Annotated in this window: 17 protein-coding genes and 1 tRNA gene; 10 read left to right on the top strand and 8 right to left on the bottom strand. The window is 74.0% G+C overall.

Annotated elements, in window-relative coordinates; translation table 11 throughout:
• The first annotated feature begins 5 nt into the window (after window positions 1–5).
• Window positions 6–1,697 carry an AMP-binding protein gene (locus tag AB0O09_RS10350; protein ID WP_363541105.1) on the top strand — a complete coding sequence of 564 codons (1,692 nt, stop codon included), beginning with the start codon at window positions 6–8 and terminating at the stop codon, window positions 1,695–1,697.
• Window positions 1,698–1,778: 81 nt separating this feature from the next.
• Here the strand turns inward: AB0O09_RS10350 and AB0O09_RS10345 are convergent, their stop codons facing one another.
• From AB0O09_RS10345 to AB0O09_RS10335, 3 genes are all read right to left on the bottom strand, one after another.
• Window positions 1,779–2,540, bottom strand: a complete 762-nt coding sequence (locus AB0O09_RS10345) for an SDR family NAD(P)-dependent oxidoreductase (protein ID WP_363541104.1) — start codon at window positions 2,538–2,540, stop codon at window positions 1,779–1,781.
• A 29-nt stretch (window positions 2,541–2,569) separates the two neighbouring features.
• Complete coding sequence (locus AB0O09_RS10340) at window positions 2,570–3,709, bottom strand: acyl-CoA dehydrogenase family protein (RefSeq protein WP_363541103.1); 1,140 nt, start codon at window positions 3,707–3,709, stop codon at window positions 2,570–2,572.
• A 225-nt stretch (window positions 3,710–3,934) separates the two neighbouring features.
• Window positions 3,935–4,019 (bottom strand) — tRNA-Leu (locus AB0O09_RS10335).
• Between the two features lie 242 nt (window positions 4,020–4,261).
• Between AB0O09_RS10335 and AB0O09_RS10330 the strand changes: the two genes are divergently transcribed.
• The 3 genes from AB0O09_RS10330 to AB0O09_RS10320 all read left to right on the top strand — a co-directional run bounded on the left by AB0O09_RS10330 (window position 4,262) and on the right by AB0O09_RS10320 (window position 7,136).
• On the top strand, window positions 4,262–5,599 hold the full coding sequence (locus tag AB0O09_RS10330) for a M20/M25/M40 family metallo-hydrolase (protein WP_363541102.1): 1,338 nt from the start codon (window positions 4,262–4,264) through the stop codon (window positions 5,597–5,599).
• A 272-nt stretch (window positions 5,600–5,871) separates the two neighbouring features.
• On the top strand, window positions 5,872–6,111 hold the full coding sequence (locus AB0O09_RS10325) for a chaplin (RefSeq protein WP_363541101.1): 240 nt from the start codon (window positions 5,872–5,874) through the stop codon (window positions 6,109–6,111).
• Between the two features lie 239 nt (window positions 6,112–6,350).
• Entirely contained in the window at window positions 6,351–7,136 is a 786-nt protein-coding gene (locus AB0O09_RS10320) for a chaplin (protein ID WP_363541100.1), read from the top strand.
• A 146-nt stretch (window positions 7,137–7,282) separates the two neighbouring features.
• Here the strand turns inward: AB0O09_RS10320 and AB0O09_RS10315 are convergent, their stop codons facing one another.
• On the bottom strand, window positions 7,283–7,477 hold the full coding sequence (locus AB0O09_RS10315) for a DUF5703 family protein (RefSeq protein WP_030274148.1): 195 nt from the start codon (window positions 7,475–7,477) through the stop codon (window positions 7,283–7,285).
• Between the two features lie 375 nt (window positions 7,478–7,852).
• Between AB0O09_RS10315 and AB0O09_RS10310 the strand changes: the two genes are divergently transcribed.
• The gene (locus AB0O09_RS10310; RefSeq protein WP_344621564.1) at window positions 7,853–8,470 is read left to right on the top strand and encodes a hypothetical protein; all 618 of its coding nucleotides are present in this window, start codon (window positions 7,853–7,855) and stop codon (window positions 8,468–8,470) included.
• 67 nt (window positions 8,471–8,537) lie between these two features.
• On the opposite strand, the gene AB0O09_RS10305 is transcribed toward AB0O09_RS10310, so the two are convergent.
• Together AB0O09_RS10305 and AB0O09_RS10300 are read right to left on the bottom strand one after the other, a co-directional pair.
• On the bottom strand, window positions 8,538–10,517 hold the full coding sequence (locus AB0O09_RS10305) for a helix-hairpin-helix domain-containing protein (protein ID WP_363541099.1): 1,980 nt from the start codon (window positions 10,515–10,517) through the stop codon (window positions 8,538–8,540).
• 24 nt (window positions 10,518–10,541) lie between these two features.
• Complete coding sequence (locus tag AB0O09_RS10300; RefSeq protein WP_344621566.1) at window positions 10,542–11,522, bottom strand: aldo/keto reductase; 981 nt, start codon at window positions 11,520–11,522, stop codon at window positions 10,542–10,544.
• Between the two features lie 202 nt (window positions 11,523–11,724).
• Between AB0O09_RS10300 and AB0O09_RS10295 the strand changes: the two genes are divergently transcribed.
• Window positions 11,725–12,771 (top strand): LLM class F420-dependent oxidoreductase, encoded by a 1,047-nt coding sequence (locus tag AB0O09_RS10295; protein ID WP_363541254.1) that lies wholly within the window; start codon window positions 11,725–11,727, stop codon window positions 12,769–12,771.
• Between the two features lie 98 nt (window positions 12,772–12,869).
• Here AB0O09_RS10295 and AB0O09_RS10290 read toward each other — a convergent pair whose 3' ends face one another.
• Window positions 12,870–13,850 carry a magnesium and cobalt transport protein CorA gene (locus tag AB0O09_RS10290; RefSeq protein WP_363541098.1) on the bottom strand — a complete coding sequence of 327 codons (981 nt, stop codon included), beginning with the start codon at window positions 13,848–13,850 and terminating at the stop codon, window positions 12,870–12,872.
• A 107-nt stretch (window positions 13,851–13,957) separates the two neighbouring features.
• Here AB0O09_RS10290 and AB0O09_RS10285 point away from each other — a divergent pair, with 107 nt between their 5' ends.
• The 4 genes from AB0O09_RS10285 (at window position 13,958) to mshC (ending at window position 17,450) form a co-directional block, all read left to right on the top strand.
• Window positions 13,958–14,647 (top strand): histidine phosphatase family protein, encoded by a 690-nt coding sequence (locus AB0O09_RS10285; protein WP_363541097.1) that lies wholly within the window; start codon window positions 13,958–13,960, stop codon window positions 14,645–14,647.
• 82 nt (window positions 14,648–14,729) lie between these two features.
• Entirely contained in the window at window positions 14,730–15,293 is a 564-nt protein-coding gene (locus AB0O09_RS10280) for a DUF3090 domain-containing protein (protein ID WP_344621570.1), read from the top strand.
• A 68-nt stretch (window positions 15,294–15,361) separates the two neighbouring features.
• Window positions 15,362–16,135, top strand: a complete 774-nt coding sequence (locus AB0O09_RS10275; protein ID WP_363541252.1) for an SCO1664 family protein — start codon at window positions 15,362–15,364, stop codon at window positions 16,133–16,135.
• An 85-nt stretch (window positions 16,136–16,220) separates the two neighbouring features.
• Complete coding sequence (gene mshC / locus AB0O09_RS10270) at window positions 16,221–17,450, top strand: cysteine--1-D-myo-inosityl 2-amino-2-deoxy-alpha-D-glucopyranoside ligase (protein ID WP_363541096.1); 1,230 nt, start codon at window positions 16,221–16,223, stop codon at window positions 17,448–17,450.
• 160 nt (window positions 17,451–17,610) lie between these two features.
• Here the strand turns inward: mshC and AB0O09_RS10265 are convergent, their stop codons facing one another.
• Window positions 17,611–18,567, bottom strand: a complete 957-nt coding sequence (locus AB0O09_RS10265) for a PAC2 family protein (protein WP_344621572.1) — start codon at window positions 18,565–18,567, stop codon at window positions 17,611–17,613.
• Between the last annotated feature and the right edge of the window lie 78 nt (window positions 18,568–18,645).

Here is an 18,645-nt window from a genome sequence, read left to right as displayed (position 1 = left end):
AGGCCATGGGTCCGGTCGACGAGTTCCGCGCGGCCCGCGACGTCCTGCTGCGCCACCGCACCGATTACGACGCCGCCCGCCGGGAGTTCCGCTGGCCGCGGCCGACGGCCTTCAACTGGGCGCTCGACTGGTTCGACCGGATCGCCGAGGGCAACGACCGGCGGGCGCTCTGGGTGATCGACGACGACGGCAGCGAACACACCCGTACCTTCCGCGAGATGGCGCACCGCTCCGACCGGGTGGCCAACCACCTGCGGGCGCTCGGCCTGCGGCGCGGCGACCGGATGCTCGTCATGCTGGGGAACGTGCCGGAGCTGTGGGAGACCATGCTCGGGGCGATGAAGCTCGGCGTGGTGGTCATCCCGGCCACCCTGCTGCTCAGCGCCGACGACCTGCGCGACCGGCTGGAGCGCGGCCGGGTGCGCGCCGTGGTCGCCGCCGCCGAGGTCGCGGACCGCTTCACCGGCCTGCCCGGCGCCGACCTGCGGATCGCGGTGGGCGGCGAGCCCGAGGGCTGGCACCGGTACGCCGACGCGGACGGCGCCGCCGACACCTTCGAGCCGGACGGGCAGACCCCGGCGGACGATCCGCTGCTGCTCTACTTCACCTCGGGCACCACCTCCCGGCCGAAGCTGGTGGAGCACACCCACACCTCGTACCCGGTCGGGCACCTGTCGACGATGTACTGGATCGGGCTGCAGCCGGGGGACGTCCACCTCAACATCTCCTCGCCGGGCTGGGCCAAGCACGCGTGGAGCAACCTCTTCGCGCCGTGGAACGCCGAGGCGACCGTGCTGGTGCTCAACCACGCCCGCTTCGACGCGGACCGGCTGCTGGAGGTGCTGGAGCGCTGCGGCGTCACCACGCTGTGCGCGCCGCCGACGGTGTGGCGGATGCTGATCCAGGCCGACCTGACCTCCCGACAGCTGTCCCTGCGGGAGCTGGTGGCCGCGGGCGAGCCGCTCAACCCGGAGGTCGTCGAGCAGGTGCGCAAGGCCTGGGGGCTGACCGTCCGGGACGGCTTCGGACAGACCGAGACCACCGCGCAGATCGGCAACAGCCCCGGCCAGCCGGTGAAGCCGGGTTCGATGGGCCGCCCGCTGCCCGGCTACCACGTCGCCCTGCTGGACGCCGAGGGCAACCGCGCGGAGGAGGGCGAGCTCAGCCTCGACCTGGCCCGCCGCCCGGCCGGGCTGATGCGCGGCTACGCGGGCGACGAGGAGAAGACCGCCGAGGCGATGCGCGACGGCCACTACCGCACCGGCGACGTCGCCTCGCAGGACGCGGACGGCTACGTCACCTACGTCGGCCGCGCCGACGACGTGTTCAAGGCGAGCGACTACCGGATCTCGCCGTTCGAGCTGGAGAGCGTGCTGATCGAGCACCCGGCCGTCGCGGAGGCCGCGGTGGTGCCCTCGCCGGACCCGGTGCGGCTCGCGGTGCCGAAGGCGTTCGTCGTCCTGGTGCAGGGCCGGGAGCCGAGCGCCGACCTGGCCTGCGACATCCTGCGCTTCACCCGCGAGCGGCTGAGCGCCTACAAGCGGATCAGGCGGCTGGAGTTCGCCGGCCTGCCGAAGACGATCTCCGGCAAGATCCGCCGGGTGGAGCTGCGGCAGCAGGAGCAGCAGCACGGCGGGCGGCGGAACCCGAACGAGTACTGGGAGTCGGACTTCCCGTCGCTGAAGGACTCCCGCTGAAGGGCTGAACGCGGCGAGGGCCGAGGGCCCGCCCGGTCGGGGTGACCGGGCGGGCCCTTGGCGTGCCGGGCGGCGTCCGGCTCAGCGGGCGGTCATCCGCAGCGCGCCGTCCATCCGGACGGTCTCGCCGTTGAGGTAGTCGTGCTCGGTGATCATGGTGACCAGACGGGCGTACTCCTCCGGCCGGGCGAGCCGCTGCGGGAAGGTCACGCTCGCGGCCAGGCCGGCCCGGACCTCGTCGCTGAAGCCGGCCATCATCGGGGTGTCCACGATGCCGGGGGCGATGGTGACCACGCGGATGCCGAACTGGGCGAGGTCGCGGGCGGCGGTGATGGTCATGCCCGCCACGCCGGCCTTGGAGGCGGCGTAGGCGATCTGGCCGACCTGGCCCTCGAAGGCCGCGATCGAGGCGGTGTTGACGATCAGGCCGCGCTGGCCGTTCTCGTCGGCGCCGTGCTTCGCGATCGCCTCCGCGGCGAGCCGCATCACGTTGAAGGTGCCGAGCAGGTTCACGTTCAGGACCGCGCGGAACAGGTCGAGGTCGTGCGGACCCTTGCGGCCCAGGACACGGGCCGAGGGGGCGATGCCGGCGCAGTTGACGGCCAGCCGCAGCTCGGCGCCGTCCGCCTCGATCCGGGCCAGCGCCTCGCGGACCGGCCCCTCCTCGGTGACGTCGGCCGGGAGCAGGGTGACCCCGTCCGGCTGCGCGCCGGCGGCGGCGACGGCCTTGTCCAGGTCCAGCCCGTAGACGGTGGCGCCGCGGGCGGCGAGGGCGGCGGCGGTGGCCGCGCCCAGGCCCGAGGCGGCACCGGTGACCAGGGCGGCGGAACCGGCGATGTCCATGGAAGTCTCCTCGGTGGCGGTGGGACGGGTCAGCGGGCGAGGCCGCGGCTGATGACGAGGCGCTGGATCTGGTTGGTGCCCTCGAAGATCTGCATGATCTTCGCCTCGCGCATGTGGCGCTCGACCGGGAAGTCGCGGGTGTAGCCGTACCCGCCGAGGACCTGGACGGCGTCGGTGGTCACCTTCATGGCGGCGTCGGTGGCGATCAGCTTGGCGACGCTGGCCTGCCGGCTGAACGGGCGGCCGGCGTCGCGGCGGCGGGCCGCGTCCAGGTAGGTCGCACGGGCGGAGTCGACCGCGGCGGCCATGTCGGCGAGCAGGAAGCCCAGGCCCTGGTGGTCGATGATCTTCCGGCCGAAGGTGGTGCGCTCGTTGGCGTAGTCGACCGCGGCGTCCAGCGCGGCCTGGGCGAGGCCGGTGGCGCAGGCGGCGATGCCGAGCCGGCCGTTGTCGAGCGCGCTGAAGGCGATCTGCAGGCCCTGGCCCTCGGCGCCGATCAGGCGGTCGGCGTCGAGCACCGCGCCGTCCCAGAAGGCGGAGGTGGTGGGCACGGCCTGCAGGCCCATCTTGCGCTCGGGCTTGCCGAAGGTCAGGCCCTCCGTCGCGCCCGGGGCGAGGAAGCAGGAGACGCCCTTGGCGCCGGGGGCGGTACGGGCGAAGAGGGCGTAGAAGTCCGCCTTGCCGCCGTGGGTGATCCACGCCTTGGTGCCGGTGATCCGGTAGCCGCCCTCGACCGCCTCGGCCTTGCAGTTGAGCGAGGCGGCGTCGGAACCGGCCTGCGGCTCGGAGAGGCTGTAGCCGCCGATCGCCGCGCCGGCCAGCATGTCGGGCAGCCAGCGGCCCTTCTGCTCGTCGGTGCCGAAGGCGTAGAGCGGATGGCAGGCCAGGGTGTGGACGCTGGTGGCCACCGCGACGGCGGCCCAGCGGGCGGCGAGCTCCTCGAGGACCTGGAGGTACACCTCGTACGGCTGGCCGCCGCCGCCGTACTCCTCGGGGTAGGCCAGGCCGAGCAGGCCGGCCTTGCCGAGCAGGGTGAACAGGCCCTCGGGGTAGGTCTCGTCGTTCTCGTGCCGGTCGACACGCGGTGCCAGTTCCCGGTCGGCGATCTCGCGGGTGAGCGAGATCAGGTCCTCTGCCTCCTGGGTGGGGAGGAGCCGGTCGACGGCCATGGCGGACTCCAAGTGGTACTCGAAGCGGTACGTCAGTACCGCATAGCGTAGACCACGGAGGTCGCGCGAGGTACCGGGCGGGTGAGGGGGGAGGGTGGGGCCGGGCGCCCGGAAGGGCCGGAGTCCGGGCGGCCGGGAAGGGGCGGGCGCGGGAGTGCGGCAGGAGCGTGCCGGGAAAACGAAAGGTGCCCGACCAGATCACTCTGGTCGGGCACCTTCGTACTGTGTCCGAGGGGGGACTTGAACCCCCACGCCCGATAAAGGGCACTAGCACCTCAAGCTAGCGCGTCTGCCATTCCGCCACCCGGACCGGGTGTCGTCTCCGCGGCTGCGTGCCGCGTTGACGTGCTCAACTGTAGCAAAGATCGGCTTGCGGTCCCAAAACCGCCCCCGCGGGGTGCCGGCGGGCTTCGATCCGCGGGCGGATGGCCTTGGGGCGCGACGGATGCTGGGGGAGGATGGCGGGACGGTGCCCGCGGTGCCCCGGCGTGGGGCCGGGCGGCGCCGAGGTGCGCAGGGCGGGCCGGAGACGACCGGAGACGAGGAGTGGCCGTGAGTGAGCCGAGTGCGGAGCGGGCAGGAGCGCCGATGGTGACGGCCGAGTCGGAGGTCGCCGACATCTGCCGCGACCTGATTCGGATCGACACCAGCAACTACGGGGACGGCTCCGGGCCGGGCGAGCGCAAGGCGGCCGAGTACGTCGCCGAGATGCTGGCCGAGTTCGGCGTCGAGCCGAAGATCTACGAGTCGGCCAAGGGGCGGGCCTCCACCGTCGTGCGGATCGAGGGCGAGGACCGCTCGCGGCCCGGACTGCTGATCCACGGCCACACCGACGTGGTGCCGGCCAACGCCGCGGACTGGACGTACGACCCCTTCTCCGGCGAGATCGCCGACGGCTGCGTCTGGGGCCGCGGCGCCGTCGACATGAAGGACATGGATGCGATGACGCTCGCCGTCGTCCGCGACCGGCTGCGCACCGGCCGCAAGCCCCCGCGCGACCTGGTGCTGGCCTTCGTCGCCGACGAGGAGGCGGGCGGCACCTACGGCGCCCGGTACCTGGTCGACAAGCACCCCGAGCTGTTCGAGGGCGTCACCGAGGGCATCGGCGAGGTCGGCGGCTTCTCCTTCACCGTCAACGACCAGGTGCGGCTCTACCTGGTGGAGACGGCGGAGAAGGGCATGCACTGGATGCGCCTGACCGTCGAGGGCCGGGCCGGGCACGGCTCGATGGAGAACGACGACAACGCCATCACCGAGTTGTGCGAGGCGGTCGCCCGGCTCGGCCGCCACCAGTTCCCGCTGCGGATCACCAAGACCGTCCGCGCCTTCCTGGACGAGCTCTCCGACGCCCTGGGCGTGAAGCTCGACCCGGAGAACATGGACGAGACGCTGCGGGTGCTCGGCGGCATCGCCAAGATGATCGGCACCACCCTGCGCAACACCGCCCAGCCGACCATGCTCGGCGCCGGCTACAAGGTGAACGTCATCCCCGGCCAGGCCACCGCCCACGTGGACGGGCGCTTCCTGCCCGGCTACGAGGAGGAGTTCCTGGCCGAGCTGGACTCGGTGCTCGGCCCCCGGGTCAAGCGCGAGACCCTGCACTCGGACAAGGCGATCGAGACCGGCTTCGACGGCGCCCTGGTCGAGGCCATGCAGTCGGCGCTGCGGGCCGAGGACCCGATCGCGCGGGCCGTCCCCTACTGCCTGTCCGGCGGCACCGACGCCAAGTCCTTCCAGGACCTCGGCATCCGCTGCTTCGGCTTCGCCCCGCTGCAGCTCCCGCCGGACCTCGACTTCGCCGGCATGTTCCACGGCGTGGACGAGCGGGTGCCGGTGGACGGCCTGAAGTTCGGCGTCCGGGTGCTGGACCGCTTCCTCGACGCCTGCTGAACCGCTCCGCGACGGCTCCGGCCGACCGCGAACGGCCCGCCCCGGGGATTCTCCGGGGCGGGCCGTTCGCATGGTACGAGGGAATGATTTGGGACGCCCTCGACCGGCTTTGAAGAAACGATTCCTCGGACCTTTCCATGGTCGGCAATCTGTTCGGATCATCACCGTTGCGGGTGAATGGGGAAACTCCTCCGTACCCCGTTCGCAGCAGCCTCGTTCACTCCTGTGTGCAGCCCGGGGGAACGGGCCGCAGGTATCGACCAGGAGGACTCATGAAGGTCAACAAGAAGATCGCCGCCGTTGCCGCCGCCGCCGGTGGCCTGGTGCTGGCCGGCGCCGGTGCCGCCGCGGCGGACGCGGGCGCCCAGGGCGTCGCGGCCGGCTCCCCGGGCGTGCTGTCGGGCAACCTGATCCAGGTTCCGGTGCACGTCCCGGTCAACGTCTGCGGCAACACGATCAGCGTGATCGGCCTGCTCAACCCGGCGTTCGGCAACAGCTGCGCCAACGTCTGAGCGGGGTCCGGGCGCCGATCCCGGTCTTCCGGCGCGTGCCCCCGGCCGCGGGGATCCCGCGGCCGGGGGCACGTCCGCCTGCGGACGGCAAGGGCTTTCGGCGCGCCGCTCACTCGATCGGATGAAGCTCGGGTGTCAGGTTCAACTTATGGCCGCACCGCTCGTTGTGCGATGTACGGGCGAGGCCCTCAGCAAGAATTCCGACCATCAGACGAATCTCAGACGAATCAGGGGAGTCAATGCGACAGGTCGCAAAGAGGGGAATCCTCACCGCCGTCGCCACCGGCAGTGTGCTGGCCTCCACCGCGGGCTATGCATACGCGGCCGGCAGCGAGGCCCAGGGTGTCGCGGCGAACTCTCCCGGCGTCGGCTCCGGGAACGCGGTGCAGGCCCCGGTGGACATCCCCGTGAACGCGTGCGGCAACACCGTCAACGTGATCGGGCTGCTCAACCCCGCGTACGGCAACCAGTGCGGCAACGTCTCGCACGGCGGCGGCTCGGGGGCCACCGGCGGTTCCGGCGGTTCGACCGGCACCGGCGCGTCGACGGGCACCGGCAACCACGCCGGCGGGTCCTCGGCGAGCGGCGGCAGCCAGGGCTCGCCGGGCGTGGTCTCCGGCAACACCGTGAGCGTCCCGGTCAGCGCGCCGGTCAACGCCTGCGGCAACACCGTCGACGTGGTGGGCCTCGGCAACCCCGCGTACGGCAACTCCTGCGGCAACACGCACGTCCACGAGACCCCGCCGCCGCCCACCCGTCCGGAGGAGTGCGGCTGCACCGAGACCCCGCCCCCGCCGAAGACCCCGGAGACGCCGAAGACCCCGGAGACGCCGGAGACGCCGCCCACCGGCACCCCGCGCTCCAGTGAGGGCACCCCGCGGCCGGTCACCGTGGCCGCCCCGGCCACCCCCGACCACCTGGCGTCCACCGGCGCCTCCGGCCTGGAGCTGATCGCCCCCGCCGGTCTCGCGCTGCTGCTCGGCGGCGGCGTGCTGTACCGCCGCTCGCGGGCCGGCGCCCGCTGACCGACCCCCGCCACCCCGGCCGTGCGTCCGGGGTCGCCCCGGCCGCGCCGGGACGACCCGCGGGCGCACGGCCGTGCCCGGGGTCGTCGGCCCTGCTCATGCCCCTGCCGGGCCCCGCGGCGCGGGGGCCGTGCCGGGGCCCGCCCTCACCAGCTGCGCGTCTGCCGGATGATCCGGCGGCGCAGCCGGACGGTCCGGCTGCCGTCCGGGTAGAGCCGCAGGCGGTCCAGCTCCCAGTGGCCGTACTCGGCGTGCTCGGTGAGCAGCTGGCGGGCCGCGTTGCGGCTGGTGCCGCGCGGCAGGCGCAGCGACTGGTACTCGTACTCGGGGGTCCGGACCAGCTTGGGTGGGGTCAAGTTCTCCTCCTGCCTCCGTGCCTTGGCCTGAACGCAAGCCTACGGCGTGGTGCCGACGGACGGACCGGGTGCGCGGGGCGTCCGCCGGGCCCCGCGCCCCGGCCCGCTGCCACCCCACCCTGACGTGCGCTCAGTTCCGGTATGCCGGAGCGATACCCCGGCGCGGGCCGGTCGATGCCGGAGGCCCTCCGGCGGGACGCCGCGCAGGTGGTGCGGGCTCCGGGGCGGCCCCGGAGCGCTGCCGTCCGGCGAGTACAGAAGCACACGGATCGGACATCCGAGCACAAGTTGTCGTGAATTCGCGGGCGGAGGTGACAACCCCTGTGCGTGCGGTCACCGGGGCGGGATAGCGTCTGCACCATGTCTGATGCCGCGCAGCTCACCATCAATGAGGTACGGGCCGCCGCCGAGGCGGTCAAGGCCGCGATCGACCGGCACCTTGAGGCCGTGGCCGGCACCACCGAGGAGGGCGATCCGGCCGTGGTCGCCGCGTACGAGGACCTAGCGGCGGCGGCAATCACCTACGACCAGCTGCTGTACGAGGTCTTCGACGAGGTCACCCCCTTCGAGGTGCCGGGCGACGGCAGCGAGGGCGGCTACACCGGGCCGGAGCAGCCCGAGGCGATCAGCGTGCTGATCCGCCGGGACTACCTGGTGGCCGACCCGAAGCGGCTGCGGGACCAGGCCGAGCGGGTGGACGACTCGCTCACGCCGGGCGGCGACACCGCCGCGGGCGTGAACGCGGCGATCGGGGTGCTGTTCGGCGAGTACGAGCCCGACGAGATCGCCGCACGCTGCGAGGAGTTCGGACTGGAGGAGGGCGACTCCACGCTGTGGGTCTCCGCGAGCGAGCCCTCCGAACCCGGCGAGTGGCTGCCCGAGCCGTTCGACGCGGCCGACCCGCAGCTGCTGATCTGCCGGTTCGACATCAGCGAGGTCTACGACGACGACCCGGACGCCTTCGAGCCGGAGTCGTGACCGGGCGGTGAGCACAGGAGGGGCGGGGCCCGGCGGCCCCGCCCCTCCGGCACGTCCGCGGCCCCGCTCAGCCCTCCTGGCCGGTGTGCTCGGCGAGGATCGCCCGCAGCCGGGTGGTGCGCGGTGCGGCGGGCCGCTCGGCGACCGCCTGGGCGAGCGCGGGCCCGGCCGGGTGCACCACGGAGAGGTGGCGCTCGGCGCGGCCGAAGGCCGTGTACACCCACTGGCGGGTGAGGCCCGCGGCGGCGTCCCCGGGCACCACGACCACCGCGCCGGGCCACCGCCGGCCGACCGCCTGGTGCGCGGTGAGCGCCCAGCCGTGCCGCAGCCGGGCGGTCTGCGCGGGGGAGAGGGTGAGCCGGCTGCCGTCGGACAGCTCCAGGTGCAGCCCGGCGGCACCGCCGTCGAGGACCCGGCCGGGCAGGGTCGTGCCGGGCGTCGGCGACCAGGCGACGCGGTCGCCGGGGTCGAAGCCGCCGAAGGCGCCCGGGCCGGGGTTCAGCCGGGCCTTGGCCGCGGCGTTCAGCGCCCGGGTGCCCGCGCCGCCGCCGTGGCCGGCGGTGATCAGCACGACCTGCTCGGCGGGGATGCCGAGCGCCCGCGGGATCGAGTCGGCGAGCAGCTGGACGGCCCGGTGGACGGCCTCGCCGGCGTCCTGGACGGCCAGGACGACCACCTCCTTGTCCGGCGCGTCGACGGGCTGGAGCTCACCGATCGAGATGCCGGACACCAGCTCGCCGATCGGCCCCTCGTCCGGGGTGCGGGAGGCGACGACCGGGCACGCCTTGGCAGCCGTCAGATCGGCCAGGAAACGGCCGGGGCCGGCCGACCAGAGCTGGTTCGGGTCGCCGCTGAGCACCAGCCGGGTGCCGTCGGCGAGGGCCTCCAGCAGGGTCGCCGCCAGCTCGACGTCGAGCAGCTGGGCGTCCGGGACGACCAGCAGGTCGAGGGCGAGGGTGCCGTCCTCGGCGCGGCCGGGGCCGCCGGCACCGAGCAGCTCGGCCAGGGTGGCGAGGCGCCCGGCCGCCGGGGAGCCGTCGAGCAGCCCGGCGAGGACCGTACGGCCGTGGTCCGTCCAGGTGCCGGCCCAGGCGCGCAGGCCGAGCCCGTCCGCGGCGCGCAGCAGTGCGGCGAGCTCGGCGCGGGAGGCCTCGCCACCGGTGTGCACGACCAGCGCGCTCCCGGAGACGGCCCGGAGCAGCGCGGTGGCGGAGGAGGAGGGCGCGGCCGCGGCGGCGGCCTCCCAGGCGGCCGGGCCGGGGGTGGCCGGCGCGATCCCCGCTGCGCCTTCCTCGGCTTCCTCGGCCTCGCCGGCTTCCTCGGCTTCCGTGGTTTCGGTTTCGGTTTCGGCTTCGGGTTCGGCGTCGGTGCCCGGGGCGAGGGTGGACTGCAGCCGCACCAGGGACTCGCCGAGGCTCTCCTCCGCGAGCGCCAGGCGCTCCAGGGCCAGCAGGGTGCGGGTCGGCGGCTCCTCCTCGTCGTTGCCGTGGTGGCCGGGCAGCTCCTCCTGGAAGGCCATCGCCCGGCCGTCCACCACGGCCTCCTGCAGGGCGGCCGCGGCGTCCGGCAGCCGCAGGCGCTCCAGGCCGGCCGCGACCTCGCCGATCTCCTGGGCGGAGTGGCCGCGCAGGGCGGCCTGCTCCAGCACCCAGGGCACCAGGGCGGCGGCGCGGCGCGGGTCGCCCGGCCCGGCGGCGGGGCCGAGCAGGCCGCGGGCGAAGCCGTCCGCCTGCTCGGGGCGCACCCCGGGCAGGGTGAGCACGGCCCACGGGTCCTCGCGCAGCTGCTCGGCGGCGGTCTCGCCGAGGGCGGCCACCGCGGGCCCGGCCAGGTCGGCGGGGGCGCCGCCGGCGGCCAGCACCTCGGCTGCGGCCGCGAGCGCGGCGGCGCGCTGCTCGTCCGTGCGCGGCGCGTCCGTGCGCGGTGCGTCCGGGTCGGCGGGCTCGGCGGCGGGCCCCGACGACGCCCCCGCCGCGCGGATCGCCTCGGCCAGTGCGGCGACGGCCTGGGCCTGCCGCTCCGGGGCGCTGTGCTCCGCTTGCGTCATCGATGTCTCCTCACGGCCGGCGGTTCACAGCTCCGTCCAGCCCTGGTCCGGGTAGCGGTGCACCGGTGCCGACACGTCGTCCAGCGCACCGCGGATCTCACCCGGAAGCGTAAGGGCCTCCGCCGACAGGGTGGTCTGCAGCTGGGCCGCGGTGCGGGCGCCGACCAGGGCGCTCGCCACGCCGGGCCGGTCGCGGACCCAGGCGAGGGCGACCTTCAGCGGGCTGGTGGCGAGTCCGTCGGCGGCGGTGGCGAGGGCGTCGACGATCCGCCGGGACCGCTCGCCGAGGTACGGCTGCACGATGCCCGCGTGGTGCGGCGAGGCACCGCGGGACTCCGCGGGCACCCCGTGCCGGTACTTGCCGGTGAGCACGCCCCGGCCGAGCGGCGAGGAGGCGAGCAGGCCGACGCCGGCGTCCAGAGCGGCCGGGAGCACCTCGCGCTCCAGGCCGCGCTGGAGGAGCGAGTACTCCAGCTGCGCGCCCGCCAGCGGTACCCGCGCGGGGTGGCCCTGCTGCCGGGCGGCGGACTTGGCGAGCTGCCAGCCGCTGAAGTCGCAGACCCCGGTGTAGCGGGCGCGGCCGCTGGTGACGGCGATGTCGAGGGCGTGCAGGGTCTCGTCCAGCGGGGTGGCCGGGTCGTGGCCGTCGACCTGCCAGAGGTCCACGTGGTCGGTGCCGAGGCGGTGCAGCGAGGCGTCGAGGGCGGCGAGCAGGTGACCGCGGGAGGCGTCGCGGCGGCGGCCGGGCCGGTTGCGGGCGCCGGCCTTGGTGGCGATGACCAGGTCGGCGCGGGGGACGAGCCCGTCGGTGAGCCGGGCGAGCAGGTACTCGGCGCCGCCGTCGGCGTACGCGTCGGAGGTGTCCACCAGGGTGCCGCCGGCGTCGACGAAGGCCTTGAGCTGCTCGGCGGCCTCGTGCTCGTCGGTGTCGCGGCCCCAGGTCATGGTGCCGAGGCCGAGCCTGCTCACTGTCAGGCCCGTTCTGCCGAGGTGGCGCAGTTCCATCGGGAGGGCCCCTCCGTCGTGACTGAAAACCGCAGGTGGGGGCGGACCCCCTTGCTGGCAGAGCGTAGCGGCCCGGGAACGCGGCGTTGCGGACGACCCGCGCGGCAGCGTGACGCAGGCCACTCCTACCGGCCAGTAGCCTTTCCTCGGGCGGCGCGGCTACGCTCGCCGCAAGGACCGAACGGAAGGCGTGGGCACCGTTATGCGACTGGGCATCAACCTCGGCTACTGGGGACTCGGCATGGACGCCGACAACATCGCGGTCGCCCAGGAGGCCGACCGCCTCGGCTACTCGGTCTGCTGGGCCGCCGAGGCGTACGGCTCCGACGCGGCGACCGTCCTCAGCTTCGTCGCCGCCAAGACCGAGCGGATCGACGTCGGCTCGGCGATCTTCCAGATCCCGGCCCGCACGCCCACCATGACCGCGATGACCGCGGCCACCCTGGACACCCTCTCCGGGGGCCGCTTCCGGCTCGGTCTCGGCGTCTCCGGCCCGCAGGTCTCCGAGGGCTGGTACGGCGTCAAGTTCGACAAGCCGCTGGCCCGCACCCGCGAGTACGTGGAGATCATCCGCAAGGCGATGGCCCGCGAGCGGGTCGTCCACGAGGGCGCCACCTGGACGCTGCCGCTGCCCGGCGGCCCCGGCAAGCCGATCAAGCTCACCGTGCACCCCGTCCGCGAGCACATCCCGCTCTACATCGCCGCGATCGGCCCGAAGAACCTGGAGCAGACCGGCGAGATCGCCGACGGCTGGCTCGGCATCTTCTTCGCGCCCGAACACGCCGCGCTCTCCATCGACCCGCTGAAGGCCGGCCGCGCCAAGGCCGGGCAGACCCTGGACGGCTTCGACCTCTGCCCGACCGTCGCCATCTCGGTCGGCAAGGACGTCAAGGCCGCCGCCGACGGCCAGCGCTCCTACGCCGCGCTCTACATCGGCGGCATGGGCAGCAAGGAGAAGAACTTCTACAACCAGCTCGCCCGCCGCATGGGCTACGAGCAGGCCGCCGACGAGATCCAGGAGAAGTACCTGGCCAAGGACTACGCCGGCGCGGCCGCGGCCGTCCCGCACGACCTGATCGACGCCACCGCGCTGCTCGGCACCACCGAGCGGATCGCCGACCGGATGCAGGCCTACGCCGACGCGGGCGTCACCACGCTGACCCTCGCCCCGGCCGGCTTCACGCTGGAGGAGCGGATCACCGCCCTGCGCACCGGCGTCGAGGCGCTGGAGCGGGCCGGCCTGGCCTAGGCGGTCGGTTCGGGGGCGGCGTGGGGGGCACCTGATGGCCGAAGGCCGGGAGGTGCCCCCACACCCCCGGCTCTGACCTTTTGAGTGCCCTTGGAAGGTCAGAGCCAGCCGGCCCGTTTGAACAGGCGGTGCAGCACCAGGCAGACCAGGGCCATCAGGGCCAGCGCCGCCGGGTAGCCCCAGGGCTGGTGCAGCTCGGGCATGTACCGGAAGTTCATCCCGTAGATGCCCGCGATCATCGTCGGCACCGCCGCCAGCGCGGCCCAGGCCGAGATCTTCCGCATGTCGTCGTTCTGCTGCACGCTGACCTGGGCCAGGTTGGCGTTCAGGATGTCCGAGAGCAGCCGGTCCAGCGCCTCGACCTGCTCGGTGGTCCGGGTCAGGTGGTCGAGCACGTCCCGCAGGTAGGGCTGCAGGGCGTCCGGGACGAACGGCACGCCGCCGCGCACCAGCCGGGTGGCCGGCTCCAGCAGCGGTGCGCTCGCCCGCCGGAAGGCCACCACCTGCCGCTTGAAGGCGTAGATCCGCTCGGCGGCGCCGCGCGTCCGCCCCGGGGCGAAAACGTCCGCCTCCAGCTCGTCCAGGTCGGACAGCAGCGTCGCGGAGAGGTCGAGGTAGCTGTCCACCACCAGGTCGCAGACCGCGTACAGCACCGCCGCCGGGCCCAGCCGCAGCAGGTCCTGCCGGTCCTCCAGCTCCTTGCGCATCGCGCCCAGCGGGCTGGCCCTCCCGTGCCGCACGGTGATCGCGAAGCAGTCGCCGACGAACACGAGCACCTCGCCGGTCTCCACCGTCCGGTCCGACTCCCGGTAGCCCAGGGTCTTGACCACGGTGAGCAGCGCGTCCGGGTAGACCTCCATCTTGGGGCGCTGGTGCGCCGCCGTCAGGGCGTCCTCCACCGCGAGCGGGTGCAGCGAGAACTCGGAGGAGACCAGGTCCAGTTCCTCCGGCGTCGGCTCGTACAGCCCGATCCAGAGGAAGCCGTCACCGGCCGCCCGTACGGCGTCCAGCGCGTCCGAGAAGTCCGCGGGGCCCTCCACCCGGCGGCCGTCCCGGTACGTGGCGCAATCGACGATCATGCGGACATTCTCCCGTGCCGGGGCCCGAACGGTCATCACATCCCTTGAACGCACACCCGATGGGCACCCGTGCCCCACCCGGCACCCCAGGCCGTAGGCTAGTCCGCATGCCCACGCTGCTGCTCGTCCGCCACGGCCGATCGACCGCCAACACCGCCGGCGTCCTGGCCGGCTGGACGCCCGGCGTGGAACTCGACGACACCGGCCGCGAGCAGGCCGCCGGCCTGGTCGGCCGGCTCTCCGGGCTGCCGCTGGCGCACGCCGTCACCAGCCCGCTGGAGCGCTGCCGGCAGACCGTCGCCCCGCTGCTCGCCGCCCGCCCCGAACTCGCCGCCGCCGCCGTCGACGAGCGGCTCGGCGAGTGCAAGTACGGCGACTGGACGGGCCGCCCGCTGCACGAGCTCGCCAAGGAGCCGCTCTGGCGCACCGTGCAGGACCACGCCTCCGCTGCCGTCTTCCCCGGCGGGGAGTCGCTGCGCGACCTCAGCCACCGCACCGTCGACGCCGTCCGCGAGTGGGACGCGAAGGTCGCCGCCGAGCACGGCGAGGACGCCCTCTGGCTCGCCTGCACCCACGGCGACGTGATCAAGGCCGTGGTCGCCGACGCGCTCGGCCTGCACCTCGACCAGTTCCAGCGGATCTCCGTCGAGCCCTGCTCGGTCACCGCGATCCGCTACACCCCGCACCGCCCCTTCCTGTTGCGCCTCGGCGACACCGGCGGCCTCGCCGCACTCGCCCCGAAGCAGCAGCCCGCCCAGGTGCCCGGCGGCGATGCCGTGGTCGGCGGGACGAGCTGAGCCAACCGGTCGCCGCGTCCGTGCGGCGCACGTCGTAGGGTGGCCGATGAGCCCCCGTCCGATCCCGATCCGGAGCGAGAGAGTGCCCCGTCAGGTCTTCTTCTACGACCAGCCAGAGCGGTTCGTGGCCGGCACCGTCGGCCAGCCCGGATCCCGGGCGTTCTACCTGCAGGCCAGCGCCCGGGGCCGGATCACCAGCGTGCTGCTCGAGAAGGCCCAGGTGGCCGCGCTCGCCGAACGCGTCGAGGAGGTCCTCGACGAGGCGCTGCGGCGCAGCGGCGGCTCGTCCGCGATCCCCGCCGTCGCCCCCACCGAACTGCTCGACAGCGCGCCGCTCGACCTGCCGCTGGAACAGGAGTTCCGGGTCGGCACCATGGCGCTCGCCTGGGACAGCGTCGACGAACGGCTCGTCGTCGAGGCCCAGGCCCTGGTGGAGGACGCCGAGGAGGACGAGAACGCCCTCTACGAGGACGACGAGAACGGCCCCGACATGCTGCGGGTCAGGCTCACCGGCGCGATGGCCCGGGTCTTCGCCAAGCGCGCCCTCGACCTGGTCGCGGCGGGCCGCAGGCCCTGCCCGTTCTGCAACCTGCCCCTCGACCCGGAGGGCCACCTGTGCCCGCGCGCGAACGGATACCGGCGCTGAGCGCGGACGCACTCCCGGGCACCGACCCGGCCACCAGCGCGGCGCTCGCGGCCGACGTACCCGCCGCCCTGGCCCTGCTCGGCGCCGGCGAACTCGCCGTGCACGGCCGCCTCACCGACGCCTCCAACGCGGTGCTGTACTGCACGGTGACCCTGGACGGCACCACCGCCCCCTGCGTCTACAAGCCGGTGGCCGGCGAACGGCCGCTCTGGGACTTCCCGGACGGCACCCTCGCCGGCCGCGAGACCGCCGCGTACGAGCTCTCCGCCGCCACCGGCTGGGCGCTCGTCCCGCCCACCGTGCTGCGGGACGGCCCGGCCGGCCCCGGCATGGTGCAGCTCTGGGTCGAACCCGACCCCGGGGCACCCGAACTGCTCGACCTCCAGGACCCGGCCGGACCGGACGAGGGCTGGCTGCCGATCGTCCGCGCCGAGGTCGAGGGCGGCCGCACCGCCCTGCTTGTCCACCGCGACGACGAACGGCTGCGCCGGCTCGCCGTCCTCGACGCCGTGATCAACAACGCGGACCGCAAGGGCGGCCACTGGATACCCGCCGCCGACGGGCGGATCTACGGCATCGACCACGGCGTGACCTTCAACACCGAGAACAAGCTCCGCACCCTGCTCTGGGGCTGGGCCGAACAGCCGCTCACCGCGGAGGCCGTCGAGGTGCTCGGCCGGCTCGCCGCCGAACTGCCCGGAGCCCTGGGGGAGCGGCTGCGACCGCACCTGACCCCGGCCGAGCTGGAGGCCGCGGCCCACCGGATCGACGCCCTGCTCAAGGCCGGACGCCACCCGCTGCCCTCCCCGCACTGGCCCTCGATCCCCTGGCCGCCGCTCTGAGGCACGGCAGGCGGAGGGGGAGGATTCCGGCCGATCCCGAACACTGGTTAGCCTTTCAAATGATCGCCCGGTTAGAGTCGGAACCATGCATGCCTGGCCCGCCTCCGAGGTTCCCGCCCTGCCTGGTCAGGGGCTTCCCCTTCGTGTCTTCGACACCGCCACGAGCAGTGTCCGCGAGATCGTGCCCGAGGGCCCGACCGCCCGCCTGTACGTCTGCGGCATCACCCCGTACGACGCCACCCACCTGGGCCACGCCGCCACCTACAACACCTTCGACCTGGTGCAGCGGGTCTGGAAGGACGCCGGCCACGACGTCCTCTACGTCCAGAACGTCACCGACGTCGACGACCCGCTGCTCGAGCGCGCCGTCGCCACCGGCCAGGACTGGACGGAGCTCGCCGCCCGCGAGACCGCCCTCTTCCGCGAGGACATGACCGCCCTGCGGATGCTCCCGCCCGCCCACTACGTCGGCGCCGTCGAGTCGATCCCGTGGATCGTCCCGCTCGTCAAGCAGCTGCTCGCCACCGGCGCCGCCTACGAACTCGACGGCGACATCTACTTCTCCGTCGACGCAGACCCGCACTTCGGCGAGGTCTCCGGCCTCGGCCGGGACGCCATGATGCCGGTCTTCGCCGAACGCGGCGGCGACCCCCAGCGCCCCGGCAAGAAGCACCCGCTGGACGCCCTGCTCTGGCTCTCCGCCCGCCCCGGCGAACCCGCCTGGGACACCGAGCTCGGCCACGGCCGGCCCGGCTGGCACATCGAGTGCGTCGCCATCGCCCTGAAGTACCTCGGCATGTCCTTCGACATCCAGGGCGGCGGCAGCGACCTCTCCTTCCCGCACCACGAGATGGGCGCCGCCCACGCGCAGGTCGCCAGCGGCGAGCACCCCTACGCCCGGGCGTACGTGCACGCCGGCATGGTCGCGCTGGACGGGCACAAGATGTCCAAGTCCCGCGGCAACCTGGTGTTCGTCTCCAAGCTGCGGCGCGAGGGCGTCGACCCGGCGGCGATCAGGCTCGCCCTGCTCGCCCACCACTACCGCAGCGACTGGGAGTGGACCGAGCAGGACCTCGCCCAGGCCGAGAAGCGGCTCGCCCTCTGGCGCGCCGCCGTCTCCCGGCCGGACGGGCCCCCGGCGGAGGGGATGCTCGCCGAGATGCGGGCCGCCCTCGCGGAGGACCTGGACGCGCCGGGTGCGCTGGAGGCGGTGGACCGCTGGGCCGCCGCGCAGGCCGCCGACGGCGGCGAGGACATCGGGGCGCCGGGACTGGTCTCCCGCGCGGTGGACGCGCTCCTGGGCGTGGCGCTCTAGTTCGGACGACCCGAGAACAGCTCTAGTTCGGACGACCCGAGAACGAGGGGCGCGGGGACCTGCGCGAGGCGGAAGGCGATCGACGGATGCCTTCCGCCTCGCGCAGGTCCCCCCCAGCCTTCGGCCGGGAGGTGCCCCCACGCGCCCCTGGTGGTTGCCCTTATTCGTCGGTGCCCGGCTTGTCGTCGGGGTCGTCGTCGGCCTTGTCGTCCTCGTCCTTGTCGGGCTTGGACTCGGTGGCGTGGCCGGCGACGGGCTTCTCGCCGGTGGGGCCGAGGTTCTCGCGCCGCCGCAGGTACCGCTCGAACTCGCGGGCGATGGCGTCGCCGGACGCCTCCGGCAGTTCGGCGGTGTCCTGGGCCTCTTCCAGCTGCTGCACGTACTCGGCGACCTCGCTGTCCTCGGCGGCCAGCTGGTCCACCCCGAGCTGCCAGGCACGGGAGTCCTCGGCCAGTTCGCCCGGCGGGATCCGCAGGTCGAGCAGGTCCTCCAGCTTGTTGATCAGCGCCAGGGTGGCCTTGGGGTTGGGCGGCTGCGCCACGTAGTGCGGCACCGCGGCCCAGAGCGTCACGGCCGGCACCCCGGCGTGCGCGCAGGCCTCCTGCAGGACGCCGACGATGCCGGTCGGTCCCTCGTACTTGCTCTCCTCCAGGTCGAGCGTGCGGGCGAGCGCCGCGTCCGAGGTGACGCCGCTGACCGGGACGGGGCGGCTGTGCGGGGTGTCCCCGAGCAGGGCGCCGAGGATGACCACCAGCTCGACGCCCAGCTCGTGGGCGAAGCCGAGCAGCTCGTTGCAGTAGGAGCGCCAGCGCATGCTGGGCTCGATGCCGCGGACCAGCACGAGGTCCCGGGTCTTCGGCTCGTTCACCCGGACCACCGAGAGGCGGGTGGTCGGCCAGGTGATCCGGCGCACGCCGCCGTCCAGCCAGATGGTGGGGCGGTTGACCTGGAAGTCGTAGTAGTCCTCGGCGTCGAGCGCCGCGAACACCTTGCCGCCCCAGGTCTCGTCCAGGTGTCCGACGGCGGCCGAGGCGGCGTCGCCGGCGTCGTTCCAGCCCTCGAAGGCGCAGATCATCACCGGGTCGATCAACTCGGGAACGTCCTCCAGCTCGATCACCCAGCGTCTCCCTCCGTCGACCGGTGCCGCCCCCCTCCCGGCCCGTGGACCGGTGGCCGGCTGCCGGCCTGTCGAACC

Origin of the sequence: Kitasatospora sp. NPDC093679 (assembly GCF_040683455.1) — a bacterium.
GTDB classification, from domain to species: Bacteria; Actinomycetota; Actinomycetes; order Streptomycetales; family Streptomycetaceae; genus Kitasatospora; species Kitasatospora arboriphila.
The sequence above is the reverse complement of the archived record's forward strand: the minus strand, read 5'-3'. Positions and strand labels throughout refer to the sequence as shown.

Bases quoted from the DNA above. Each gene is read 5' to 3' on its own strand.
- AB0O09_RS10350 (WP_363541105.1), top strand. From the start codon at position 6: ATGGGTCCGGTCGACGAGTTCCGCGCGGCCCGCGACGTCCTGCTGCGC.
- AB0O09_RS10345 (WP_363541104.1), bottom strand. From the start codon at position 2,540: ATGGACATCGCCGGTTCCGCCGCCCTGGTCACCGGTGCCGCCTCGGGC.
- AB0O09_RS10340 (WP_363541103.1), bottom strand. From the start codon at position 3,709: ATGGCCGTCGACCGGCTCCTCCCCACCCAGGAGGCAGAGGACCTGATC.
- AB0O09_RS10325 (WP_363541101.1), top strand. From the start codon at position 5,872: ATGAAGGTCAACAAGAAGATCGCCGCCGTTGCCGCCGCCGCCGGTGGC.
- AB0O09_RS10320 (WP_363541100.1), top strand. From the start codon at position 6,351: ATGCGACAGGTCGCAAAGAGGGGAATCCTCACCGCCGTCGCCACCGGC.
- AB0O09_RS10310 (WP_344621564.1), top strand. From the start codon at position 7,853: ATGTCTGATGCCGCGCAGCTCACCATCAATGAGGTACGGGCCGCCGCC.
- AB0O09_RS10305 (WP_363541099.1), bottom strand. From the start codon at position 10,517: ATGACGCAAGCGGAGCACAGCGCCCCGGAGCGGCAGGCCCAGGCCGTC.
- AB0O09_RS10300 (WP_344621566.1), bottom strand. From the start codon at position 11,522: ATGGAACTGCGCCACCTCGGCAGAACGGGCCTGACAGTGAGCAGGCTC.
- AB0O09_RS10295 (WP_363541254.1), top strand. From the start codon at position 11,725: ATGCGACTGGGCATCAACCTCGGCTACTGGGGACTCGGCATGGACGCC.
- AB0O09_RS10290 (WP_363541098.1), bottom strand. From the start codon at position 13,850: ATGATCGTCGATTGCGCCACGTACCGGGACGGCCGCCGGGTGGAGGGC.
- AB0O09_RS10285 (WP_363541097.1), top strand. From the start codon at position 13,958: ATGCCCACGCTGCTGCTCGTCCGCCACGGCCGATCGACCGCCAACACC.
- mshC (WP_363541096.1), top strand. From the start codon at position 16,221: ATGCATGCCTGGCCCGCCTCCGAGGTTCCCGCCCTGCCTGGTCAGGGG.